General features: G+C 61.1%; 23 protein-coding genes. 10 read left to right on the top strand and 13 right to left on the bottom strand.

The window, feature by feature from the left end; genetic code table 11:
- Nucleotides 1-206: 206 nt before the first annotated feature.
- On the top strand, nucleotides 207-1,856 hold the full coding sequence (gene bglA / locus ACT54B_RS02895) for a beta-galactosidase BglA (protein WP_476042743.1): 1,650 nt from the start codon (nucleotides 207-209) through the stop codon (nucleotides 1,854-1,856).
- 87 nt (nucleotides 1,857-1,943) lie between these two features.
- A complete protein-coding gene (locus ACT54B_RS02890; protein ID WP_476042741.1) occupies nucleotides 1,944-2,402 on the top strand; it encodes a hypothetical protein in 459 nt (152 codons plus the stop codon).
- 24 nt (nucleotides 2,403-2,426) lie between these two features.
- Here ACT54B_RS02890 and ACT54B_RS02885 read toward each other — a convergent pair whose 3' ends face one another.
- Genes ACT54B_RS02885 through ACT54B_RS02870 form a run of 4 tightly spaced genes read right to left on the bottom strand, consistent with a single transcriptional unit; the run spans nucleotide 2,427 to nucleotide 5,808 of the window.
- Entirely contained in the window at nucleotides 2,427-3,212 is a 786-nt protein-coding gene (locus tag ACT54B_RS02885; protein ID WP_476042739.1) for an ion channel, read from the bottom strand.
- An 8-nt stretch (nucleotides 3,213-3,220) separates the two neighbouring features.
- On the bottom strand, nucleotides 3,221-4,915 hold the full coding sequence (ade, locus tag ACT54B_RS02880) for an adenine deaminase (RefSeq protein ID WP_476042738.1): 1,695 nt from the start codon (nucleotides 4,913-4,915) through the stop codon (nucleotides 3,221-3,223).
- A 39-nt stretch (nucleotides 4,916-4,954) separates the two neighbouring features.
- Nucleotides 4,955-5,482 (bottom strand): GNAT family N-acetyltransferase, encoded by a 528-nt coding sequence (locus ACT54B_RS02875; protein WP_476042736.1) that lies wholly within the window; start codon nucleotides 5,480-5,482, stop codon nucleotides 4,955-4,957.
- Nucleotides 5,479-5,808: a type II toxin-antitoxin system TacA family antitoxin gene (locus ACT54B_RS02870; protein WP_476042734.1), complete on the bottom strand. Its 330-nt coding sequence runs from the start codon at nucleotides 5,806-5,808 to the stop codon at nucleotides 5,479-5,481. Before ACT54B_RS02870 ends, ACT54B_RS02875 begins: the two co-directional genes overlap by 4 nt.
- Before the next feature lie 325 nt (nucleotides 5,809-6,133).
- Here ACT54B_RS02870 and ACT54B_RS02865 point away from each other — a divergent pair, with 325 nt between their 5' ends.
- Entirely contained in the window at nucleotides 6,134-6,358 is a 225-nt protein-coding gene (locus ACT54B_RS02865) for a hypothetical protein (RefSeq protein ID WP_476042733.1), read from the top strand.
- On the opposite strand, the gene ACT54B_RS02860 is transcribed toward ACT54B_RS02865, so the two are convergent.
- The 7 genes from ACT54B_RS02860 to ACT54B_RS02830 form a co-directional block, all read right to left on the bottom strand.
- A complete protein-coding gene (locus ACT54B_RS02860; RefSeq protein WP_476042732.1) occupies nucleotides 6,331-6,681 on the bottom strand; it encodes a GFA family protein in 351 nt (116 codons plus the stop codon). The two genes, ACT54B_RS02865 and ACT54B_RS02860, sit on opposite strands and share 28 nt — an antisense overlap.
- 184 nt (nucleotides 6,682-6,865) lie before the next feature.
- Nucleotides 6,866-8,194, bottom strand: a complete 1,329-nt coding sequence (aptA, locus tag ACT54B_RS02855) for an omega-aminotransferase AptA (RefSeq protein ID WP_476042730.1) — start codon at nucleotides 8,192-8,194, stop codon at nucleotides 6,866-6,868.
- A 482-nt stretch (nucleotides 8,195-8,676) separates the two neighbouring features.
- On the bottom strand, nucleotides 8,677-8,994 hold the full coding sequence (locus ACT54B_RS02850) for an ArsR/SmtB family transcription factor (RefSeq protein ID WP_476042729.1): 318 nt from the start codon (nucleotides 8,992-8,994) through the stop codon (nucleotides 8,677-8,679).
- Nucleotides 8,995-9,103: 109 nt separating this feature from the next.
- Nucleotides 9,104-9,853 carry a HugZ family pyridoxamine 5'-phosphate oxidase gene (locus ACT54B_RS02845; RefSeq protein ID WP_476043481.1) on the bottom strand — a complete coding sequence of 250 codons (750 nt, stop codon included), beginning with the start codon at nucleotides 9,851-9,853 and terminating at the stop codon, nucleotides 9,104-9,106.
- Between the two features lie 32 nt (nucleotides 9,854-9,885).
- Nucleotides 9,886-10,938 carry a choline ABC transporter ATP-binding protein gene (gene choV / locus ACT54B_RS02840; RefSeq protein ID WP_476042727.1) on the bottom strand — a complete coding sequence of 351 codons (1,053 nt, stop codon included), beginning with the start codon at nucleotides 10,936-10,938 and terminating at the stop codon, nucleotides 9,886-9,888.
- A complete protein-coding gene (gene choW / locus ACT54B_RS02835; RefSeq protein ID WP_476042725.1) occupies nucleotides 10,935-11,810 on the bottom strand; it encodes a choline ABC transporter permease subunit in 876 nt (291 codons plus the stop codon). Before choW ends, choV begins: the two co-directional genes overlap by 4 nt.
- A 138-nt stretch (nucleotides 11,811-11,948) precedes the next feature.
- Complete coding sequence (locus ACT54B_RS02830; RefSeq protein WP_476042723.1) at nucleotides 11,949-12,905, bottom strand: choline ABC transporter substrate-binding protein; 957 nt, start codon at nucleotides 12,903-12,905, stop codon at nucleotides 11,949-11,951.
- 237 nt (nucleotides 12,906-13,142) lie between these two features.
- Here ACT54B_RS02830 and ACT54B_RS02825 point away from each other — a divergent pair, with 237 nt between their 5' ends.
- The 7 genes from ACT54B_RS02825 to ACT54B_RS02795 all read left to right on the top strand — a co-directional run bounded on the left by ACT54B_RS02825 (nucleotide 13,143) and on the right by ACT54B_RS02795 (nucleotide 21,156).
- Entirely contained in the window at nucleotides 13,143-13,736 is a 594-nt protein-coding gene (locus tag ACT54B_RS02825) for a thymidine kinase (RefSeq protein WP_476042721.1), read from the top strand.
- A gap of 128 nt (nucleotides 13,737-13,864) precedes the next feature.
- Nucleotides 13,865-14,248, top strand: coding sequence for a c-type cytochrome (locus ACT54B_RS02820; protein ID WP_476042719.1), 384 nt, complete (start codon nucleotides 13,865-13,867; stop codon nucleotides 14,246-14,248).
- Between the two features lie 239 nt (nucleotides 14,249-14,487).
- The gene (locus tag ACT54B_RS02815) at nucleotides 14,488-15,576 is read left to right on the top strand and encodes a hypothetical protein (protein ID WP_476042718.1); all 1,089 of its coding nucleotides are present in this window, start codon (nucleotides 14,488-14,490) and stop codon (nucleotides 15,574-15,576) included.
- A gap of 41 nt (nucleotides 15,577-15,617) precedes the next feature.
- Nucleotides 15,618-16,769 carry a hypothetical protein gene (locus tag ACT54B_RS02810; protein WP_476042717.1) on the top strand — a complete coding sequence of 384 codons (1,152 nt, stop codon included), beginning with the start codon at nucleotides 15,618-15,620 and terminating at the stop codon, nucleotides 16,767-16,769.
- Between the two features lie 3 nt (nucleotides 16,770-16,772).
- Complete coding sequence (locus ACT54B_RS02805) at nucleotides 16,773-18,701, top strand: AAA family ATPase (protein ID WP_476042715.1); 1,929 nt, start codon at nucleotides 16,773-16,775, stop codon at nucleotides 18,699-18,701.
- 45 nt (nucleotides 18,702-18,746) lie between these two features.
- Complete coding sequence (locus ACT54B_RS02800; RefSeq protein ID WP_476042713.1) at nucleotides 18,747-20,045, top strand: DUF6638 family protein; 1,299 nt, start codon at nucleotides 18,747-18,749, stop codon at nucleotides 20,043-20,045.
- Nucleotides 20,038-21,156, top strand: coding sequence for a DUF2333 family protein (locus ACT54B_RS02795; RefSeq protein ID WP_476042711.1), 1,119 nt, complete (start codon nucleotides 20,038-20,040; stop codon nucleotides 21,154-21,156). Before ACT54B_RS02800 ends, ACT54B_RS02795 begins: the two co-directional genes overlap by 8 nt.
- A 38-nt stretch (nucleotides 21,157-21,194) precedes the next feature.
- Here ACT54B_RS02795 and ACT54B_RS02790 read toward each other — a convergent pair whose 3' ends face one another.
- Together ACT54B_RS02790 and ACT54B_RS02785 are read right to left on the bottom strand one after the other, a co-directional pair.
- A complete protein-coding gene (locus tag ACT54B_RS02790) occupies nucleotides 21,195-21,641 on the bottom strand; it encodes a PAS domain-containing protein (RefSeq protein ID WP_476042709.1) in 447 nt (148 codons plus the stop codon).
- A 73-nt stretch (nucleotides 21,642-21,714) separates the two neighbouring features.
- Nucleotides 21,715-22,437 carry a helix-turn-helix transcriptional regulator gene (locus tag ACT54B_RS02785; RefSeq protein WP_476042707.1) on the bottom strand — a complete coding sequence of 241 codons (723 nt, stop codon included), beginning with the start codon at nucleotides 22,435-22,437 and terminating at the stop codon, nucleotides 21,715-21,717.
- Nucleotides 22,438-22,583 lie beyond the last annotated feature (146 nt).

Here is a 22,583-nt window from a genome sequence, read left to right as displayed (position 1 = left end):
CTGTCCAGGCACTCGCGCTGACACCGCTGCGGACTGCGATCCATCCACAATCTTTCATCAAGAAGATTGAATAAACCAGACTTTTCTGAAATGGCACCCGTTTACGGGACCCCGGCGGCCCGTTAGATGGTTATCCTGTTGAAAACCTATTTCGATAGCGGTCCTTTCGCGGTCCGCGCCAGCCCGGAAACGACAAGGATTCATCGATGACCGAGACGAAGCGTGTGTCCCGCGGGGCGGATTGGTGGCGCGGAGCCGCCATCTATCAGGTTTATCCGCGATCGTTCCAGGATACGACGGCGGACGGTATCGGCGACCTGCAAGGGGTGACGCTGCGGCTGCCCTACATTGCCTCACTCGGCGTGGATGCCATCTGGCTTTCGCCCTTCTTTACCTCGCCTCAGGCCGACATGGGCTATGACGTGTCGGATTATTGCGACGTCGACCCGATGTTCGGCACGCTTTCCGATTTCGACGAAATGCTAGGCGAGGCCCACAGGCTGGGTCTGAAGGTCATCATCGATCAGGTGATTTCCCATACGTCGGACCAGCATCCCTGGTTCAAGGAGAGCCGCGCCAGCCGCACCAATCCCAAGGCGGACTGGTATGTCTGGGCCGATCCCAAACCCGATGGCAATCCGCCCAACAACTGGCTGTCGATTTTCGGCGGTCCTGCCTGGGAGTGGGACGGGGTGCGCCGGCAATTCTACATGCATAACTTTCTGACCTCGCAGCCCGACCTCAATTTCCACTGCCCCGAAGTGCAGGACGCGGTGCTGAAGGTGCTGAAATTCTGGATGGACCGGGGCGTGGACGGTTTCCGTCTGGATACGGTCAACTACTACTTCCACAGCAAGGGTCTGGAAAACAATCCGCCGGCCGATCCCGAGGCGGAAATGGGCAATGATGCGCCCGATACCAATCCCTATGGCATGCAGCAGCATCTCTACGACAAGAGCCAGCCGGAAAATGTGGAGTTCATGAAGCGCATCCGGTCGCTGCTCGATCTCTATCCCGACCGCACGACGGTGGGCGAGGTGGGCGACGGAACACGCTCGCTGCAGACGCTGGCCGCCTATACGAGCGGCGGCGACAAACTGCACATGTGCTACACGTTCGACCTGCTCGGTCCCGAATTCTCGGCGGCGCATTTCCGCAAATGCATCAGCGCCTTCGAGACGAAGGTGCGCGAGGGGTGGGTCTGCTGGGCTTTTTCCAATCATGACGTGCAGCGGCATGTCTCCCGCTTCATCGCCCATCCGGACGAGCGGGATCACATGGCCAAGCTTTGTGCCACGCTGATCGCCACCCTGCGCGGTTCCATCTGCCTCTATCAGGGCGAGGAACTGGGCCTGCCGGAGGCGGAACTGGCTTTCGAGGATCTTCGTGACCCCTATGGCATTCGCTTCTGGCCGGCCTTCAAGGGGCGTGACGGATGCCGGACGCCGATGGTCTGGGATTCGACTGCCCGCCATGCGGGCTTTACGGCTGCCGACAAATCATGGCTGCCCGTATCACGAGCCCATACCGGCCTTGCCGTCGATAAACAGGATCGCGACCCGGCCTCGGTGCTCAACCACTATCGACGCACCATGGCCTTCCGCAACGATCACACGGTGCTGCGCGAGGGAAGCTTTCGCTTCCTCGAGACCAACCAGGATCTGCTGGTCTTCGAGCGGGAGAAGGATGGCGAATGCCTGCGCTTCTACTACAACCTGACCCGGTCTCCGGTGGCGGTGGCGCCGGATCAGGCTCTGGCCACGGCGTCGCCCGTCGCACTGCCGGGCTTCGCTCCACAGGAAGCGGATGAAAGCGTGTTGATCCTGCCTTTGTCCGTCGTCTGCTTTCGTTTGTAAAAAGAAATTCGAATAGTCGAATTTTCTTTACTTTCTGCTGGAATAGGCTGAAGCTCGCACAATCCTTGATCCATAAGGGGTTGTGTCATGCGATATCTACGGTGTCTCGGTCTTGCCCTCGGGGCGGCAACAGGTTTGTGGCTTGCCGCGCCTGCGGCGGCCATGACGATGAAGGACTGCAGCGCGAAATATCAGGCCGCAAAGGCGGCTGGTTCTCTTGCGGGGCGAAACTGGACCGCGTTTCGCGCCACGGAATGCGCCGGTGTTACGGCCAAGCCGCAGGTGACGACGGCGGCTGTCGCGGCGCCGGATCCGGCTGCTGTCGGAGCGGCTCCGGTGACCCAGCCGCAGGCGCTTTCGCTGCCGTCATCGATCGACCCGAAATATGCGGCCGAAAAACCGTCCCGTGCGCGGCTTCACACCTGCGCCGATGCCTATCGCACCGCAAAGAAGACCGGCACGCTGAACGGGCTCCGCTGGATCCAGAAGGGCGGCGGTTTCTACAGCCAGTGTGCCCGCAAGCTGAAGGCGAGCGCCAAGGGTTGATTGTCTCGGTTCAACGACTGTTCTTCACAGCCCTTCGTCCGGAATGTTCAGGAGATGGCCGCAGGCCTTGCAGTGGACCGCATCGGTGTCATGCCGGGAAAGCCCACATTTCGGGCAGGGAAACGTGACCTTGAAGGGCCGTACGAGCGCTTGCGCCAGCCGGACGAAGAGGGAGATGCCGACGATCATCATGACGATGGAGGTCAGCTTGCCCGCCGTGCCCGGCAGGGTGATATCGCCGAAGCCCGTGGTCGTCATGGTGGTCACGGTGAAATAGAGCGCATCGACAAAGCCGTTTCCGGTTTCCCTGCTCTGGAAGAAGAAGCTGTAGACAAAGCCGGACGCGGTGAAGAGGAACACCACCATATTGATGGTCGCGCGGACCACGTCGGTCCACATGGTCAGGTGAAAATGGCGCAGCGCTGCCCGAAGGATGGGTCGCCGCGCGATGGCCCAGATGCGCATGGCCCGAAGGAAGGCGAAGCTGACCAGCAGATGCGGCAGCAAGAGGGTCGCCAGCACCGCCAGATCGATGTAGATCATCGGACGCAAGAGGAAGCGGCGGCGATCACGGGCAATGAGATACTGGGCGGTAATATCCGCCATGATCCACAGGGCAAAGGCATAATCCAGAAGAAGATAGCTCGCCTTGTCCCGCAGATAGGGTTGCGAGAGAAAGAAAGCGATGATGCCCAGATCCACGACGGCCATGACGAGCTGGAACCGCAAGGCAGCACGGTGCTGGCCCTGATAAAGGCTGCGCAGCTGCCGCACGAAAGGGCTTCTTCGATGCATCTCACCCGGGTTCATGGCAATCTTCACAAGAGCACGAAGCGATCGACATCCACCATGCCCCTGTCGGAAATCTTCAGGTGGGGAATGACGGGCAGCGGCAGGAAAGCGACCTGCAGGAAGGGCTCGGTCAGGGTGGTGCCGAGCGCATAGGCCGCCTGCCGGAGATGATGCAGCGTATCGCGCACGGATTCATAGGGTTCGAGGCTCATCAGGCCGGCAACGGGGAGGGCGATCTCGCCGGTCACGCGCCCCTCTTCCACCACCACGAAGCCGCCCTTGATCTCGGAGAGGCGGTTGGCGGCAAGCGCCATGTCCTCCTCGCTGACGCCGACCACGCAGATATTATGGCTGTCATGGCCGACGGTAGAGGCAATCGCGCCCTTCTTCAGACCGAAGCCCTGGACGAAGCCGTTGGCGTGATTGCCGTTCTTTCCGTGGCGCTCGATGACGGCGACCTTGATGATGTCGTTGTCGAGGTCGAGGCTTGTCTGGTTGCCTCTTGCCGGCAGGCGATAGCGCCTGTGCTCGGTGATGATCTTGCCCGGCAGCACGCCGATGACAGACACTTCGCCCTCACTGACCGGCACGGCGAAATCCGCCGCGTTGACCTGGGGCGCCCGCACGCTGTCGAGGCCGACCGGGGCCACGGGTTTGCGGGTGGCGAAAAGAGCCGCGGTCACCCGCCGGCCGGCGGCAAAGACCATCTCGGCCTTGCAGTTTTCCAGACTGTCGACAACCACCAGATCGGCCCGCCAGCCGGGCGCGACGAGGCCGCGATCCCGGAGGCCGAAGGCGCGGGCGGCGGATATGGAGGCCGCGCGATAAATGGCGAGCGGTTCCACGCCATGGGCGATCGCCGTGCGGATCATGTAATCCAGATGGCCTTCCTCGGCGATATCGAGCGGATTGCGGTCATCGGTGCAGAGCGCGAGGAAGGGCGAAAGCCGTTCGGTGATGATCGGTAGCAGGGCGTGCAGGTCCTTCGAGACCGAGCCCTCGCGGACCAGGATGTGCATGCCCTTGCGGATCTTTTCGAGCGCTTCCGGCACATGGGTGCACTCGTGCTCGGTCCGGATGCCAGCGGCGAGGTAGCCGTTCAGGTCGCGGCCCGAGAGGAGCGGCGCGTGTCCGTCAATATGGTCGTCGTAGAAGGCGTCGAGCTTGGCGAGGCATGTCGGATCCTTGTGGACCACGCCGGGGAAATTCATGAATTCGGCCAGACCGATCACCTTCGGGTGATGGCGGAACGGCAGAAGCCGCTCGATGGGCAGATCGGCGCCGGAGGTTTCGAGGTGGGTAGCGGGTACGCAGGAGGAGAGCTGCACCCGGATATCCATGATGGTTTCGGTGGCGGAATCCAGAAAGAACTGGATGCCCTCCGTGCCCAGCACATTGGCGATCTCGTGCGGGTCGCAGATGGCGGTCGTCACGCCATAGGGCAGCACGCAGCGGTCGAATTCATGGGGGGTGACGAGCGAGCTTTCGATGTGAAGATGGGTATCGATGAAGCCCGGAACGACGATGCGCCCGGCGATATCGATCTCCTCGCGGCCCTCGTAGGTTTCGCCCGTGCCGACGATGCGATCACCGGAGAGCGCGATATCGGAGGCGACAAGCTCCCCCGTCACCAGATCGAAGAAGCGTCCGTTCTTCAGCACGATATCGGCCACCTGCCGCCCCGTGCCCTGATCGATCAGCCGCTCCAGTCTTTCGCTCATGCGTGGTCGCTCCCATCATGCGATTCAATCCTGCATAGTCTATCCGGGAAGAGAGGAGCATGAAACGGGTGCTTCCTTCAATTGCGCGATGGGAAGGTAAAGGATCCGGCTTGATTGGGGAAATTCAATGAATTCGGCGGCGGAGAGATAGAAGCCGCGGGCTTTCTCATCCAGCGCCTGAACCAGGATTGCAGCGATGCCGAGTTGATCGGCCACATTTCCTATGCGCGTGAAAGCGTCCTGTAACAGGCTCTTGCCCAATCCCTGACCCGCATGCGCGCGATTGACGGCCAGGCGGCCTATTATGGCCACGGGAATTGCCTCCGGGCCATTCCGGCGCAGACGGCCGGGCATGGCTTCCCGCCGCACTGAACCGGCAGAGAGGCAGTAGAAACCCGCAATGGCGCCGTCGGACAGAGCGACAAAGGTTCGCGAAAAACGCCCCTCATTATTTAAGGCACGGTTTTTTAGCCATAGGTCGAGCTCAGGCGTTCCACAATCAAAAGAAGATGGATCGTGCTCCCTACCCAACGGCACAGGGACTTCAAAGACTATGGTCGATTTCACCGCTTCCAGACCGGATCTGTCTGCATCAGTGATCGAAGGCGCGGGCCTGAATTCTCGGAGCCTCGAAGGGCCTCAGAAAATTCTTCAAAGGCGCCATCGTCCAAGGTGAAAAGACGTTGGTCCAGTACAGTGTCGATGGCCTCCCGGCGGGAGCAATCGAGGATGAACTCTGTGCGGGTCTTGCCTAGAAGGGCCGCTGCCTCATCGATCAATTGGCGCGTATCGTCGGCAACGCGCAGATTGATGCTGCCTTTCGCACGCTGCACCGCGTCGGAGGACAGGCTTATCTCAGTAGTGAACGATAGCACTTTACGACCCTTTTTCATGACAACAGTCTAGCGCTTCGCGCCTCACTGTCAATTCAATCAAAAACATTCTTATTTACTTATACATCAAGGGCGGTATGGTTGCAATCGTGCGGGCCACAGCCTGCATGGGGACTCAAAACCCCGGCTACAAAGGTCAGCCCCCCTTTCGGGGGAGGGTGAACCCGTGCTTTATAAGCACTCACCTGCCTCTCAAGGCCGGGGAGGTTGCTGCGTATGTCCAGGGCGCAAGCCTAAAGGCAGCGACGGCCGTGTAGTCGGCTTTTTGAGCTCCCCTGGCCGCCAGAGAATGGGCTCTGGTGGTCACCTTTTGGGGGACTTACCGATGTATTGCGGTTTTTCGATCATAAGCTATTACGAAGCCTCGCCAGACTGGATCAAGGCAGTCTGGGTGTTGAGCCTGCCCTTCTTCGTGGTCGGCATGACAGGTCTCATTCTCCATCATCGCGTGGCGATGCGCCGGCTTCGGGCGGGCGCATCGGCGGAGGAGAGGGCGGTGTCCAGTCCGGACGCTCCGCTCTCTCAGAAGGACGCGCCGTCCACCTTGTGAAGCGAAAGCGCATCGAGATCGCAGGCGGGCACGCAGCGGAGATTGACGGCGGCCATCGGCGTTCCGTCCGGGCCGCTGCCATAGGCGAAGCTTTGGGTTCCGCAGGTCTTGCAGAAGAGGTGTTCCAGGCGATGGGTATTGAAGCGGTATGTCTGAAGCGCTTCTTCGCCAGCCGTGAGGGTGAAGGCCGTGCGCGGCAAGAAGGCAAGCAGGAACCCCTTGCGTCGGCAATGGGAGCAATTGCAGCTGATCGCAGTTTCCGGCATGTCGCCGTCAACGCTGTAGGTTACCTCGCCGCAGTGGCAGCTGCCCTCAAAAGCCATGATTCGTCCTCCGGTTTCCGACGAAACTAGGCCGGACCTCCGCTTGTCGGCAAGCACGAGAACAGGGGCCTTGACGGGCCTGTGGAAAAGGTCCGCTGCGGAGCCCCGGCGCTTTCACGCATGCCCGGGCACCGGGTTGCACGAAAAACGGCCCTTCCGGAGGGCCGTTTCTGCTGTTTTCGTCTCAGATGTTGTTCATCAGAACGTCGCGGAGCTTGGTGAACAGCTCGTCGATTTCTGACTTCTGGATGATCAGCGGCGGCGAGAGCGCGATGATATCGCCGGTGGTGCGGATCAGAAGGCCCTTTTCATAGGCCTTCAGGAAGGCAGAGAAGGCGCGCTTGGTTGGTTCGCCTGCAATCGGTTCCAGCTCGATCGCGCCGATCAGGCCGACATTGCGGATATCGATCACGTTCGGGCAGTCCTTCAGGGAGTGCAGGGCATTTTCCCAATAGCCGGCGAGATCGGCGGCGCGGGTCAGCAGGCCTTCTTCCTTGTAGGTATCGAGCGTGCCGAGCGCGGCAGCGCAGGCGATCGGATTGCCTGAATAGGTATAGCCGTGGAAGAACTCGATCATGTGCTCCGGGCCGGTCATGAACGCATCATGGATCTCGTTGGTCACGAAGACGGCGCCCATGGGGATCACGCCATTGGTCAGGCCCTTGGCGGTTGTGATGATGTCGGGCTTCACATCGAAATACTGGGCAGCAAAGGGCGCGCCAAGGCGACCGAAGCCGGTGATGACTTCATCGAAAATCAGCAGGATGCCGTGCTTCGTGCAGATTTCGCGCAGCTTCTGCAGATAGCCCTTCGGCGGAATCAGGACGCCGGTCGAGCCGGCCACCGGCTCGACGATCACGGCCGCGATGGTGGAGGCGTCGTGCAGCGTGACGATGCGCTCGAGTTCGGTGGCGAGATCGCCGCCATGCTCCGGCATACCGCGGCTGAAGGCATTCTTCGCCAGGTTGTGGGTGTGCGGCATGTGATCGACACCAGTCAGCAGCGTGCCGAACATCTTGCGGTTGGCCACGATGCCGCCCACGGAAATACCGCCGAAATTCACGCCATGATAGCCGCGCTCACGGCCGATCAGCCGGGTGCGGCTGCCCTGTCCCTTTACCCGCTGATAGGCCAGCGCCACCTTGAGCGCGGTTTCCACGGATTCCGAGCCCGAATTCGTATAGAGAACATGCCCCATGCCTTCCGGCGCGATGTCGATCAGGCGGTTCGCCAGTTCGAAGGCTTTGGGATGGCCAAGCTGGAAGGCCGGCGCATAGTCAAGTTCACCGGCCTGCTGGCGGATCGCTTCGGTGATCTTCGGGCGGCAATGGCCCGCATTCACACACCAAAGGCCGGCGGTGCCGTCGAGAACGGTGCGGCCATCATGGGTGGTGTAATACATATCCTTGGCGCCAACGAAGAGGCGCGGTTCCTTTTTGAACTGCCGGTTTGCGGTAAACGGCATCCAGAAGGCGCGCATGTCGTTCGGCGTTGCGTTCATTCGGTCAGACATCGATCTTCTCCTTGGCCCTCATGGAGGCCCTTTCCCCTGATGTGGCGCGAATTTTTCGGGCGGAAGGGGCGAAAGTCAAAACAAAAGCGCGAATGAATCCATCGAAACCTGTGATTCCGATGCCGCAACCACGCGCTTGCGACAGAAGCGTGGGCCACTGACCCTCCGGTTGAGGCGGAGCCATCCTGGGGTTGCTGGCCATTCGAACGTTATAATCCAAAAAAAAGTTGATATAGACGGGCCTTGGCAAGTTTTGGGCAAGTTGCCCCTGCCATCTCTCTTGTGCGGATCGGAGCACGGACCTGGACAGGGCAAAAAAGAACAGGTCTCTAGCGCCACTCCCCTGACCGGCGGTCAAAAGAACAGGCCCCTGCGGCGCGCGCCGCAGGGGCCTTGTTTTATCCGGCTATCGGTTGTCGGCGCGAATCCGAACCCGGCCGCCTCGTCAGGAAGCCGGAATACGGATCGGACCGAACCTTTCGTCAGGCGGCAGAGCGCGCCTTTTCCGGCTGGCTGTAGATACCATCCAACGTCTGCAGCAGGCTGATGACAGCCGCCGAGTCGCAAGAGTAGTAGATGGTCTGTGCATCGCGGCGCGTGTTGACCAGATGCTGGGCACGCAGCTTGGACAGATGCTGGGACAGAGCCGACTGGCTCAGGCCTACCTGGTTCGCGAGGACGCCTACCGGAACTTCATCCTTAACCAGAGCGCACAGAATCATCAGGCGCTTCGGATTGGCCATTGCAGACAGCAGGCCGGCGGCCGCGGCGGTGTGGTGGTCGAGTGTCTTTGTCATCATCTCTTTGTCTCTCCAACGCTGGCGGTCGTTGGTGGTTGGATGGTTACAGTGCAGGAATGTTGCACTGACTATATGATACCGATTACAACATAATTGTATATCACTAAAATTAGGGTATTGAACATGCTACTTTTCGAATGTCTGAAACCATGTGAGCAATGTTCACATCCTGGAATGGAACCTCCAACCTCAGGAGAATATCTTTTGCGCAGAGATCAATGCCGCCCATATCAATGGCTGTAATTTCCCAGTTTTCTCCGCTCAAGTGGAATTTTATTCTAGCAACTTCCGATGCAAGACTTTTATTTAAAGTTGCAATTTCAGCCAGAATTTCCTGTTCCTGCCCGGCCAGGCGCTCTGTATCGGGATGCCGGATCAACAGGTCATTACCCTCGATTTGGTAGGCTTTGCCGAATCCCCCGTTGAGATTCGCCTGCACCGGATCGAGCTTCACGAATCGAAAATCGTCAAAATCGATATAGAGCCGGGCTTTCGGGTGACGGCGCAGGAAGCGGCCCCTGAGCCAGCCATGCAGCGGCTCGTCCCGCTCCACGCGGCGGGCGCGGGCCTGAAGGCTGAGACGCGGATGGGCGAGGGGGTCGCCCTTGCCCGGCTCGCCTGCCAGAAGCGAGCAGCGGGCATCCGCCTCCAGGGCGCGGGTATGGGCGGACAGGGAGGAGACGAGAATGACAGGCGCGCCATCGGGCGCGGTTGCCGTCAGCACGCGCGAGGCGCTCGGAAAGCCGGTGTCCGGATCGATGACCGCCAAAGCGCAGAAGCGCGCTCCCCGGATGAGGATGCGCGCTTCCGATCTTGCGTCGTCGTCGGTCTCTCGCAGGACCGATGCCCTGTCTTTCACTGGCATGCCCTTCCCGTCTGGAAGGGCGCCGGTCAGCCGTCCTTGCGGCGGTGGCGGGTCAGCCCTTCAATGATGTTCTGGGCATTGATTGTGCCAATTATTGTGCCATTGTCCACTACCCCGATGTTTCCCGGCTTGCGTGCAAGCGTATCGAGAATGTCGACCAGCGGCGTCGTCGGCGAGGCATTGCCGGAGACCGGCGCTTCCGCCGGGCCGGGCCGGACGCCGTTCTGCATGACGTCGGCGGCGGTCAGCATGTTGATCGGGTTCATGTTGGCCACGAAGTCCGCCACATACTGGTTGGCCGGGTTCTTGACGATCTCCTGCGGCGTGCCGCACTGGATGATGCGACCGCCCTCCATGATGGCAATGCGATTGCCGATGCGGAAGGCTTCGTCCAGATCGTGGCTGACGAACAGGATCGTCTTCTTCAGCCGGCGCTGGAATTCCAGCAGTTCGTCCTGGAGGCGCGTCCGGATCAGCGGGTCGAGGGCCGAGAAGGGCTCATCCATCAGCAGGATCGGGGCGCCGGTCGCAAAGGCGCGGGCGAGGCCCACGCGCTGCTGCATACCGCCGGACAGTTCGTTGACCTTGCGGTTCGCCCATTTCGTCAGGTTGACCAGTTCCAGCTGTTCGGCCACGCGCTTGGAACGCTCTTCGTCCGGCACATTGGCGAGTTCGAGACCGAAACCCACATTCTCGGCCACCGTGCGCCAGGGGAGCAGCGCGAATTGCTGGAAGACCATCGAAACGATGTGCATCCGGAAATCACGCAGCGACTTGGCCGTGGACTTGTACGGGTTGATCGGGCCTTCGGGCGTGGCGACGCTTACCTCGCCCCGCACCACGGGCGCAAGCCCGTTGACGGCCCGCAGCAGGGTGGATTTGCCCGAACCGGACAGGCCCATGAGGACGAGGATTTCCCCTTCCTCGATGGTCAGCGTCGCATCCGCCACGCCCAGCACCATGCCGGTTTCGTGACCGATCTCGTCTCGGGTCTTGCCCTGGTCGACGAGGCGGAGGGCAGAGCCCGGATCCTTGCCGAAGATGATCGATACGTTGTTGAAGGTCACTGCAGCCGTCATGCCACGTCTCCCGCATCAGAGGTCCGGAACACACGGTCGAGGATGATCGCCAGGATCACGATGCACAGACCGGCTTCGAAGCCCTTGGCCACATTCACGGAGTTCAGGGCACGCACGACCGGGACGCCCAGACCGTTGGCGCCCACGAGCGCGGCGATCACCACCATCGAGAGCGACAGCATGATCGTCTGGGTCAGGCCCGCCATGATCTGCGGCATGGCGAAGGGCAGTTCCACTTTCTTCAGCACCTGACCGGGCGTCGCGCCGAAGGCCTGGGCGGCTTCCACCAGCGACGGCGGTGTGGAGATGATGCCGAGGCGCGTCAGACGGATCGGTGCGGGGATGGCGAAAATCACCGTGGCGATCAGGCCCGGAACCATGCCCAGGCCGAAGAGGATCAACGCCGGAATGAGGTAGACGAAGGTCGGGATCGTCTGCATCAGGTCGAGGATCGGCCGCATGATGGCATAGACGACCGGCCGACGGGCGGCGGCAATGCCAAGGGGAATGCCGACCGTCATGGAGACGGCGCTGGCAGCCAGCACGAGCGCCAGGGTTTCGGTCGTTTCCTTCCAGTAGCCCTGGTTCACGATCAGCAGCAGGCCGAGCGCGGTAAAGAGCGTGACGCCCACCGAGCGGCGCATGTACCAGGCGAAGGCCGAGATCAGCACGATGATCAGCAGGGGATAGATCTGCTCCAGCGAGGTTCCCTTCAGGAAGGGACCCTGCAGCAGGAAGAGAAGGAGATTGATGCTCGCCTGGAGTATGGCGGATAATGCGTTGAAGAGCCATTCGCCGCTGGTGGTCAGCCAGTCGACAAAGATCTTCGCTCCCTGCCCGATCGGCAGTTTGTAGGATGATAGCCAGTCCACGGTTCTAGCCTGTTCGTGTTCGCCGTCGGGCCCCACGCAAGAACAAAAAGGGGTGCCGATCGATATCTATATCGATTGAATGGGGGGATGGAAGAAAGGGCGGGCCGCTTGCCGGTTCCCGCCCTTTTCAAACGTCCGTCAGAGGCCGAGAGCGGCCTTGACGGCGGCCAGGCCGTCCTTGCCATCCAGCGTGGTGACGCCGGCCAGCCAGGGCTCGATCGTCGCCGGGTTGGCCTTGAGATATTCGGTGGCGGCCGCTTCGGGCTCCTTGCCCTCGTCGGAGATCTTGCCCATCACATCCGCTTCCATCGGCAGGGTGAAGGCGAGGTTCTGCAGGAACTTGCCCATGTTCGGGCATTCGGCTGCATAGCCGCCGCGCACGTTGGTGTAGACGGTCGCACCACCATAGTTCGGGCCGAAGACGTCATCGCCGCCGGAGAGGTAGGTGAGCTTGAAATTGTTGTTCATGGGATGCGGGGCCCAGCCGAGGAACACGACCGGCTTGCCGTCCTTTTCGGCACGGGCGACCTGCGCCAGCATGCCCTGCTCGGAGGATTCGACCACTTCGAAATCCTTCAGGCCGAAGGTGTTCTTGTCGACCATGTCGAGGATCAGGCGGTTGCCGTCATTGCCCGGCTCGATGCCGTAGATCTTGCCTTCCAGGTCTTCGGAATGGGCGGCGATGTCCTTGAAGTCCTTGATGCCGAGTTCGGCACCCTTCTCGTTGGTGGCCAGCGTATATTTCGCGCCTTCCAGGTTCGCGCGGACCACTTCGACGGACTTGTCTTCGCGGTAGGGCTTGATATCGGCTTCCATGGTCGGCATCCAGTTGCCGAGGAAGACGTCGATGTCCTTGTTCTTCAGCGAGGTGTAGGTGACCGGAACAGAGAGGACCTTCACGTCCGTCTGGTAGCCGAGCGCCTTCAGAACCACGGAGGTCGTGGCGGTGGTGGCCGTGATATCGGTCCAGCCGACATCGGCGAAACGCACGGTGGCGCAGGATTCCGGATCTGCGGCGAAGGCCGGGGCACCGGCAAAAGCGGCAAAGGAAATGGTAGAAGTGAGTGCAAGCTTCAGTATCAGCTGCTTATTCATTGTTGTGGGCTCCCAGTTTTTTATCCCTACAGGATAGAGCATATGACAGAAATGGGGAAGGTGCGCGGTGCAATTGCGCCGGATTCGCAGTCCCGAATGCGACATCGACGTTTTCGTGCCGAAAAAATCCTCAAATCTGGCATTTGTCACTAAATCCCCTGTGGATTATGCGACTTAAGCGCTCAAATTTGCGTCGCGCGATTGCGAGAAATCGCATCCCGGCACTAGGTGTGGCGCATGGCCAAGCTCTATTTCAGTTATGCGGCAATGAATGCCGGAAAATCCACGCTGCTCCTGCAGGCATCCCACAATTACCGGGAGCGCGGCATGCGGACCGCGATCTTCATTGCCGCCTTCGACGACCGGGCCGGACGAGGCCGGATTTCGTCACGCATCGGGCTCGAGGCGGAGGCTTATCCCTTCGACCGCAGGGAAGACCTCTTTTCGATCATCGAGGCGATGCATGCCGAGGGGCCGCTTGCCTGCGTCTTCGTGGACGAAGCGCAGTTTCTTTCGGAAGAACAGGTCTGGCAGCTCGCGCGGGTATCCGATCTCCTGCATATCCCGGTCATGGCCTACGGCTTGAGAACGGATTTCCAGGGCAAGCTCTTCCCGGGCTCGCGGGAACTGCTCGCCATCGCCGACGAGCTGCGCGAGGTGCGCACCATCTGCCATTGCGGCCGCAAGGCCACCATGGTGGCCCGGCTGGATGGAGAGGGGCGTATCGTGCGGGAAGGGGCACAGGTGGATGTGGGCGGCAACGAGAAATATGTCTCCTATTGCCGGCGTCACTGGAGCGAAATCATGCGCTGCGACCCCGTTGCCGGGTGATGCTTTCGTTCGGTTATTGATAATTGTCAGGCTTGCGTCATTCCGCCGTGCGGCAAACCCGCGCGAGGCTGCTATATCTTCCGGATTGAAGCGGGGCTGCGGTTCCGCCGACAATCAAGGAGAGACCCATGACATTCAAAACTGCAATCCTTGCCGCAGCCTTCACGCTGACGGCCGGCGCTGCCCTGGCCGATGGCGATGCCAAGGCTGGCGCGATCATCTTCAAGAAGTGCGGCGCCTGTCACACCGCCACCGAGGCCACCAACAAGGTCGGCCCGTCGCTGATGGGTGTGGTCGGCCGTCCGGTCGCCACGGCTGCCGGCTACAATTACTCGCCCGCGATGAAGGCCTTTGGGGCCGGCAAGACTTGGGATGAAGCCACGCTGACCACCTACCTTGCCGATCCGAAGACGATGGTAAAGGGCACCAAGATGTCCTTCGTCGGTCTGAAGAAGGCCGAGGACGTGGCCAATGTCATCGCCTATCTGAAAGATCCGGCATCCGCCAAGTAAGGCGGGCAGGCCTCCCGCCTTCCCGGCGCCAGCCTTCGGGCCGGCGCCGCTGCCTGGCTTGCCAAATTGTCGCACCCGCCACTTGCACTCGCTGCGCCAGACCCCACATTCCAACGGCACGGCCCGCCGTGCACAAGAAATCCGGTTGCGTTTGCGGTTTCCTGGCTCTGCATGGGTTGCGGAAGGGAAATGTCGGGCGCTAGTTTCCGGTAACGACGAGAGATGGGAGTTCGGAACCGATGGCCAGCCTGCAATCCTTTGATCAGCAGATCGAAAGCACCAAGACCCTGGTGCAGGACATGAGGGGCAAGCTCGAGCAGTCAGGCCAGGTGCTGGACCAGTTCGCCAAGGCGGACACGAAGCTCGGCGATGCGGCCTTCGATATCGAGAATGCGCGTATCCAGGACGTCATCAACCAGCAGAAGGTGATGGAAACCAACATTGCCGATCTCATCATCGGGCTCGAGGATGCGACCAATGTCTTCGGCTCCGAATTCGAGAGCATGAAGAACTATACCGGCATGGAAAAATTCATCGGTATCTTCTCCAAGCAGAAGATGCAGCGGATGCGCACCGACCGTGTCCGCAACATGTCGCTTGCCGGCAACCTGCAGGAACTGCTCTCCAAGTCGGATACGATCGTCGGCATCCTCAAGGAGCAGCGGACCGTCCTCGACCAGCGCTACAAGAGTTCCGAGGCCAGCCTGATCAACGTGATCGAGCGCCGCAAGCAGGCGGTGGCCGCGCTGGGCGAAACGCAGAAGAAGATCGAGACGCTGAACCCGGCGCTGCTCGACATCGAGAACCGGATTGCCGCTTCCACCGACCAGAACCAGCGGACCGAGCTGGAGGCGGAGCGTTCGAAGCTGGCGACGGAGTATAATCAGGCGCAGGCCCGCGAGCAGGAGCTGCTGGCGGAAAGCCAGACGCTGGAGCGCTACACCTCCATGTTCCAGACCTTCGTGGATTCGCTCAACAACCAGATTGCCGCGCAGAACACGCTGATCAACAAGCTGACCATCGATACGGAACAGCGCATCGTGCTCTACAAGGCGCTCGAGGACTCGCTGAAAACGGCGGCCCAGCAGGATGTGGCCCACAAGATCAATACGCTCGGCAGCCAGGTGGACACAGCAGCGGAAGAAACGATGGCTGGCATCGGTTCGGCGGCCCAGCGCCATATTGGCGACCTCCTGGAGCTGCATGAGAAGAACATGCTGGCGACGCAGGATATCCAGCGCCGCAAGAAGCTCGCAGACGAGGCCTTTGCCCGCCGCTTCCAGGCTGTGATGGACAAGCACAATACCGCCAATTACGTGAAGTCCTGAGGCCGGCCTGACGCGACGCTGAGAACGGGGCCCTTGCTGCCATGTTGACACCCACTCCGGCCGTTTCGGACTATTTCCAGCGCATGGCGGCGGCACTTCGCGGGCTGGAAACGCTTGCCAGCCCGGACAAGGAGCGTCAGGCGCTCTCCGGTGAGGAATTCGCGGCCAGCGTGGTGCTTCCCTATATCCGGCGGCTCAGGGCATCCTTTTCCGCCTGGGAAAGCCGCATCGGCTTCATGGAGCAGTTTCGCATTTCGCGGGCGGAAAGCGGGTTTCCGGTGTTCCAGACGGTGCTGGAGCTCGAAAACGACCGGGCGCAGGCGAAAGACCGGCTCGCCACCATACCGGATGCGCAGGCGCTCAAGCGCGAGATGGCGGATTTCATCCTGACGAAGCGCGCCTTTCCGCAGGCGCTGCAATCGCGCCTGGCGGAGCGGCGCTATCTGGAGCAACTGGCCGACGGACAATTCTTCCAGCCCGTGACACTGCCGGAGACCCTGCATGTGGCGGTCAATCCGGACAACCGGCGGCCGGTCTATTTCGCCAGCTGGGCCGCCTATGACGGCACGGCGACGCTGCCGATCGTCTACACGGTGCGGGTGGAGGATTCGTCCGAAAACGTCTCACGCCTGCTCGTCACGCGCGACGGGCGGCTCGATCCCGATGTGAAGATCCCGCTGCCGGTGGGCGGGATTCTCAATCCGGAACTGGCCGTGGCCTTCGACCGGTTCGTCACGGCCAACAGCAGCTATTCGCTGACCCCGGCCACGATTGCCACCGCCATGGACAAGGATTTCCCGACGCTGCATCCGAAGCGGCTTACCCGCTTCGTGCTCGGGCCCTTCTATGCGAGCGGGATCACCGAGAACAATTCGAAGATCAACGAGATCCTGTCCCGCGTCAGGCGGTCTGAAAATGCCTGGCTGATGACATGGACCTCCCAGGAAGTGGTCTCCGCACGGGAAATACCCGAGAGCCGCGGCTTCTTTTCCTCCAGTCCGGCGATGCAGGAGTTCCATATCGATACGGGCAATCTCGAGGCGGCCCGCATGGGGGTAAGCGCCTTCAGCAAGCATGCGCTCGTGCCGCACGAGGCCTATCAGGCGCTCTACGCATCAGGCGAAGCCGAGAGCATTTTCGATGGTTTCAAGGTGCATGTGATATCAGGTGACAACGTAATCAGCGAGGTTTGATCCATGGCTTCTCCCACGGGACAGGATGCGGGGTTGACGCTGATTGCCGAAGCGGACCTCGTGAAGAACAGGCCACTGGCACAGACCCTGGTCACCCGCTTCGCCCTGGTCGGACCGGCAGAGGGGCCGTCCGGCGCCGCGATTGCCGGAACCGGGCGCCGGTTCGTACCGACGGTCTCGACCGCGGGCCTGTCGCGCACTCGCGAGGTGGAACTGGTGAAGACGGTGGCCGCGCGCCGGCCGGACGATCCGCTTCTGTCGCCGGAGGCGCACGGCCTGATCTACCGCACGCGGCGGGCCGCAGAGGTCGGTCTGGCGGCCTCCGCCCTCTTCGCCCGGCAGACCGAGCTGGAGCTTCTCCAGTCGCGCAACGCACAGGCGCCGCTGGCCGGCGCGGATGCGGAACGGTTTCGCTCGCTGCTTGCTGCGTCTGCCTATGTCGCCGCCTTTGCCTTTGCCGCCTATCTCGCCCGGACGATCCCCGGCGAGGGGCAGGCCACCGGCGATGTGCAAGGACCGGATTTCCTGTTCGACACGCCGCAGGATGCGCTGAAATCGCTGATATCCGGGCTCGACCGCGTCATTGCGGGGGCCGCTGACGATGCGGCCATGCTGGCGGCCGCGCGGCACTATGCCGGGGCTGCCATTGACGGGCTGATCGAACGCAAGGGGCGCTTCAGCGGGCTTTCGGCCTTCATGAATGCGCATCTGAAGCTGGAGAGCGAGGATTTCGTGCTCGACGGTTTCGACCGCCCGCCTGTCGAGCGCACCCGGCCGCTGGTGATGACCTTCCGCAAGCCGGAGGAAATCGTCGGCAACCATGTGGCCAAGCATCAGGCCATGCGGCTCGCCCGCATGGTGGTCGCCTATGATTTCGAGCGACGCATGAACCCCTTCGTCGAGGTGGGCGGTTTTCTCTTCACCTTCATCGGCGACGGCATGCCCGGCACCGGCAAGACCATGCTGATCCAGATGATGGCGGGCATGATCAACGATTACTGCCAGATGGCCGGCTATCCCTTCCATTACGAGAATTTCGGTGTCGACCAGATCTCCTCCTATCAGGGCAAATCCGGCCAGAACTGCAAGGAGTTCGTGCGGGCGGTGATGAATCCCGATGTGATCGGCTTCGGCACCATCGACGATATCGACCAGGTGGCGGCGCGCCGCAGCGACGACCGCGCCTCCGCGGGCCAGCAGGAAGTAACCGCCGTGCTGATGGAAAGCTTTGCCGGCGCCTCGACCGTGGTGCGGGGCAATGCGACTTTCGGCATGTTCTCCAACTATCCGGAGAATGTGGACGATGCCCTGCGCCAGCGGGCCGGGGCACGCTGGCTGGTGGACGGGCCGCAGACCCGTGACGACTATATCGACATCTTCAGCATGCTGGTCGGCAAGAACCATGCGATCCCGACCGGCGAGCATGCCGTGCTGCAGGGGCAGGGCATCCGCAAGCCGGTGGCGGAAGCCTATGAGCGCTTCTCCCGGCCGTCTGAAGAGGCGCTGCTCGGCATCTGGGAGCGCTTCGAGAAGGAGACGGGCGGCATTCGCACCCTGACCGATATCGGCACCTATCTCTACCGGATCCGCGAGGCCGAGCCCCGCTTTACCGGCCGCGCAATCAAGAACATTGCCGATGCGGTGAAGATGCGGGCCATGGATGTGGATCTGCCGGATGACTGGTTCCAGACGCCGGAGACCTTCCTGCACAAGCCTTATGAAGAGAAAGTGGCGATGATATCGGCGCTGCGCGGCCCCGTGACCATCGAGATGGTGCTTCAGGAAATCAACCGTTACGCAGACAGCGAGTTCCGCTATTCCGACAAGGCCGATGCTGCCGCTGTCGCCGAGATTATCCGCCGGGAACGTCAGCGCGAGCGGGCTGTCGGCGAGATCGAAAGCCTGAAGCGGGACGGGCGTTGGGAGGTCTGAGATGACATCATTTGCCACCGGCTTCCTGATGCGGGAGGAGAGGGGATGAAGCATCTCCTTGAATCCGAACTGGTCTACGGCCGGCTCCTCACCATCGAGGAACCGCATCTGATTGCGCGCTACAACAAGGCGCTGCAGGGGTTCGGCGTGCCGCCCGTGTCGCTCGACCGTTTCCGGATCGACATGCTGGGCTTTTCGCCCGAAGTGGCCGAGGTGCTCGGCGACATGGATTATCTCGATCCGTTGAAGGTCAACCGGCGTTTCATCATCCTGACGCCGGAGCAGGAGCGGCTGCCACTCGCCCATTCGAGCTTTTCAAATACGGCGGCGCTGATGCACCGCTTCTTCGAGGCGAATGCGCGCTCCCTGCATGCGGTGACCATCAAGGATGCCGTCTATGGGGAAATCGAGGATTCCGTCGCAGCGGTGGAAACGCTCGACGACCTTCTCTCCATCAACGAGGTGCGCTTTCGGGTTCTGTCGGCCGACGACGTGCTCGGCAAGGCCGCGGAATTGCGCGGGCTCGTCGACCGGCTGGTCGGCGAGGAGGACCTCTGGCGCGACGATACGGTGCTCACCCGCATGGTGGACCTCGCCCGGATCACCGGCGACATCCGCCAGAACATGCTGGTGCCGGACCAGCTCGTCTTCCGCCACGATGCCTTCTGGGCCAATCATTTCGGCGGGGTCTACATTTTCCTCGATGACAAGACGGCGACCGTGATCTGCGACCCGGATGCGCCCGGTTTCCGACGCTCGCGGCCCTGGCAGGTCAGCTACATTCCCTCGAACGATCCGAAGCTGATCTTCGATTTCCTTGCCAAGACCGGACGCCTGCAATTGCCGCGGGCCAGCTGGGTCAAGCAATCGGGGCTGATCGAACATCGCCGGGCCATGGCGGTGGAGGATCTCATTGCCCATATTGCGCCCGATACGGATTTCTCTCGCCTCGACCCCGCCTTCGTGCAGACTTTCCTCCAGAGGAATGCTTCCGATGTCACGAAAGAGGGGACCTATCCCTTCCTCACGGAGAAGCTGCGGGAGCTCGGGGATACGGGCGAGGTGCGGCTCGATCTGGTGGCGCCGCGGCAGCGTTTCCTGCTCGTCCGGGCCGAGCCCGGCCACCGGGACGCCTGGCTCACCAACCGGCTGATCGCGGCGCAGGTGCCGCAGGACTATCTCTCGCGGTTCATTTTCGACCGGGAAGGCTTCTACCTCAGATATGAGAATTACAGCGATAATTTCCGAACGCATGTTGTCTCGCGGCTGACAAGTTCATATCTCAATGACAAGCGAGCCATTCGCGAAAAACTCTATGCAATGGGAGAGGACGACCATGCTTGATCCGATCATCGCCTTTTTCGAGCGCGTCTTTCGCGCCATCGGTCACGGGTTCGGCCTTCTGGTCGCCTGGCTGGTGTGGCCCTTCATGGCGGCGCATGGCTGGTATCGCGGTCGCAGCTGGATGGTGCGTCTGCCGGTTGCGGGTTTCGTTCTGCTGCTGATTGTTTCCTACGGCTATTTCATCGTGCAGACGCAGATGTGGTCGAATTTCAATCCCAACTTCGTCGACAGCTACAAGCTCGGCGAACGCAACCTTTCGGCGGGGCTGGAGAAGCCTGCCGCTGCCGGCGCGGCCAAGACCTGCCAGCGCTCGGCCATTGTCGATGTCACGGCCAAGCTGATCGATGACAATGTGAACCAGAATGCGTGGATCTCCTCCATGCTGCTCTACAAGATGGGCCTGTTCGGAACCGACTGGGATCACACGCCCTTCCTCGACAACAAGGCCTCGTTTCAGCGCGGGGTGAACGAGGCGGTGCGCCGCACCACGGTGGAACTGGTGGATACGCTGGTGCGCATGCGGGGAACTTCGGCCATCAACAACAATCTGCAGAGCGCGCGCAGCAAGCTGCAGTATGAAGAAACCAACTGGTATTTCGGCCTTTCCCCCTTCGGTCCGCTGACGCCGACGCCCAGCCAGTACCGCGCGGCGATTTCGGATCTCCAGGCATTCAACGCGGAGCTTGAAAATTGCACGGCGAATTTCGATACGCGCGCCGACAATCTGCTCGTCTTCGTCGATCGCGTTGCGAATTCTCTCGGGGGCACATCGGCAATCCTGAAGGAGCGGGCGGAAAAACACGCCAATGGATGGTTCGACACCCGCGCCGATGACCGGTTCTGGTTCGCCTATGGGCAGCTTTATGGCTATTACGCGATCCTTTCGGCCGTGAGGGCCGATTTCGACCAGGTGCTGAACGAACGGAACCTGAAGCCGATCTGGGTCGAGACGCTGAAGCAGTTCCAGGGGGCGCTTGCGGTGCAGCCGGCCATTATTTCCAACGGTCGCGAGGATGGCTGGATCATGCCGAACCATCTGTCCACCATGGGTTTCTATATTCTGCGGGTCCGCTCCAATCTGGTGGAAATTCGCTCCATCATCGACCGCTGACCCCACGCGAACGGGGGCTTTCGCGCCCCCCTGCCATGTCACGACGTCATGACGAGCTGTCGGACGTGTTCGCTTACGGCATGGGTGATGCCGACCACTTCGCCGCCGCCGGCGGCGGTGTCCCGAAACATGCCGATGCTGCGCACGAAGCGATAGCCCTGGCCGCTAGCCACACGGTAAGTGACCATGAAACTGCTGTGGCCATCGATGGTGGCGGCAATCGCTTCCGAAAACACCGGCAGATCGTCCGGATGGATGCGATCCCGATAGGCTTCGAGCGTGTGCACCTCTTCCTTGCCGGAAAAGCCGTACAAGTGCCGGCAGCTTTCGGAGAGGCGACACTGGCCTGTTGCGACATCGATACGCCATATGCCCAGCCGGTCGAACCGGGTGAGCAGGCTGACAATATCTTCTGCCGAGAGTTCCAGCCGCTCGGCTTCTTCAAGGGAGCCGATTTCGGATCGGAGATCGAAGTGTAGTGGCATTGGCGCAATTTCCGGCATGCCCTGTTTCTTGCCGAACCGGGCGTTTCCGAGCCGTTTTCCCGGTCTGGTGAAATCAGGCGATCAGTTTGAGGCGGATGGATTTCGCGACGAGCTGCGTGCGGTTTACGCAGTCGAGCTTGCGGATGGCATTGGTGAGGTAGGCATTGACGGTGTGGTCCGACAGGGACAGGATCTGGCCGATTTCCACCGAGGTCTTGCCCTGCGCAGTCCAGCTCACCACTTCGAGCTCGCGCGCCGACAGCGGATTGTGGTTCTGATCCTTGGCAATATGGATCTGCCCGAAGACATCGAGCGCATGCAGGGACAGGAGCGTGAGCTCGTTCATCTCGCTCTGCGTCAGCACGGCGCGCTGGCCATCGAAACGCACCGCATAGCGGTTTCCATCCGTCAGGTAGAAGGAGAAGACCGAACCGGTCATCAGCTTGTGGCGCTCCATGAGGGCGATCACGTCGCGGACGGGCTGCTTGGTTGCCGCTTTGGACATTTCCTGCACCGACCAGGAGATCGGAAGCTGGGAGCGACGCAACTGTGTCGCAATCGGGCTTGCAGGCAGCAACTGGGCGCGGTCATATTCACGAACGAAAACACCCGGAAGCGTCGATTCCAGCATCAGCGGCGCTATGGCACGATCCTGCTCGGTGGGGACGCGCATGAGGGTGACATGGTCGTAGTTGAAAGACTGGCGCACGTTGCCCAGCGCAATCCTCAACGCTTCCCGGCTTTTGGCTGCGGCAAGTTCTCCAGTCAGCAAGGTCTGGCGTCCGGTGTTAATCATTGAACCGTTCCGGCCCGAACATCGCCCTGCGATCGTCCGGGACTCAATCTGTTTAAGATATATGTCTTTGCTCGACGCGGAATGTAAGACGCAAGTCTAAGGCTTTGCAATGCTAAATCTTGCATTCAAGCATCATAATATTATAA

It is taken from the genome of Gellertiella sp. DMC107 (assembly GCF_056313605.1).
This window is presented reverse-complemented; position numbering and strand designations above follow the sequence as displayed.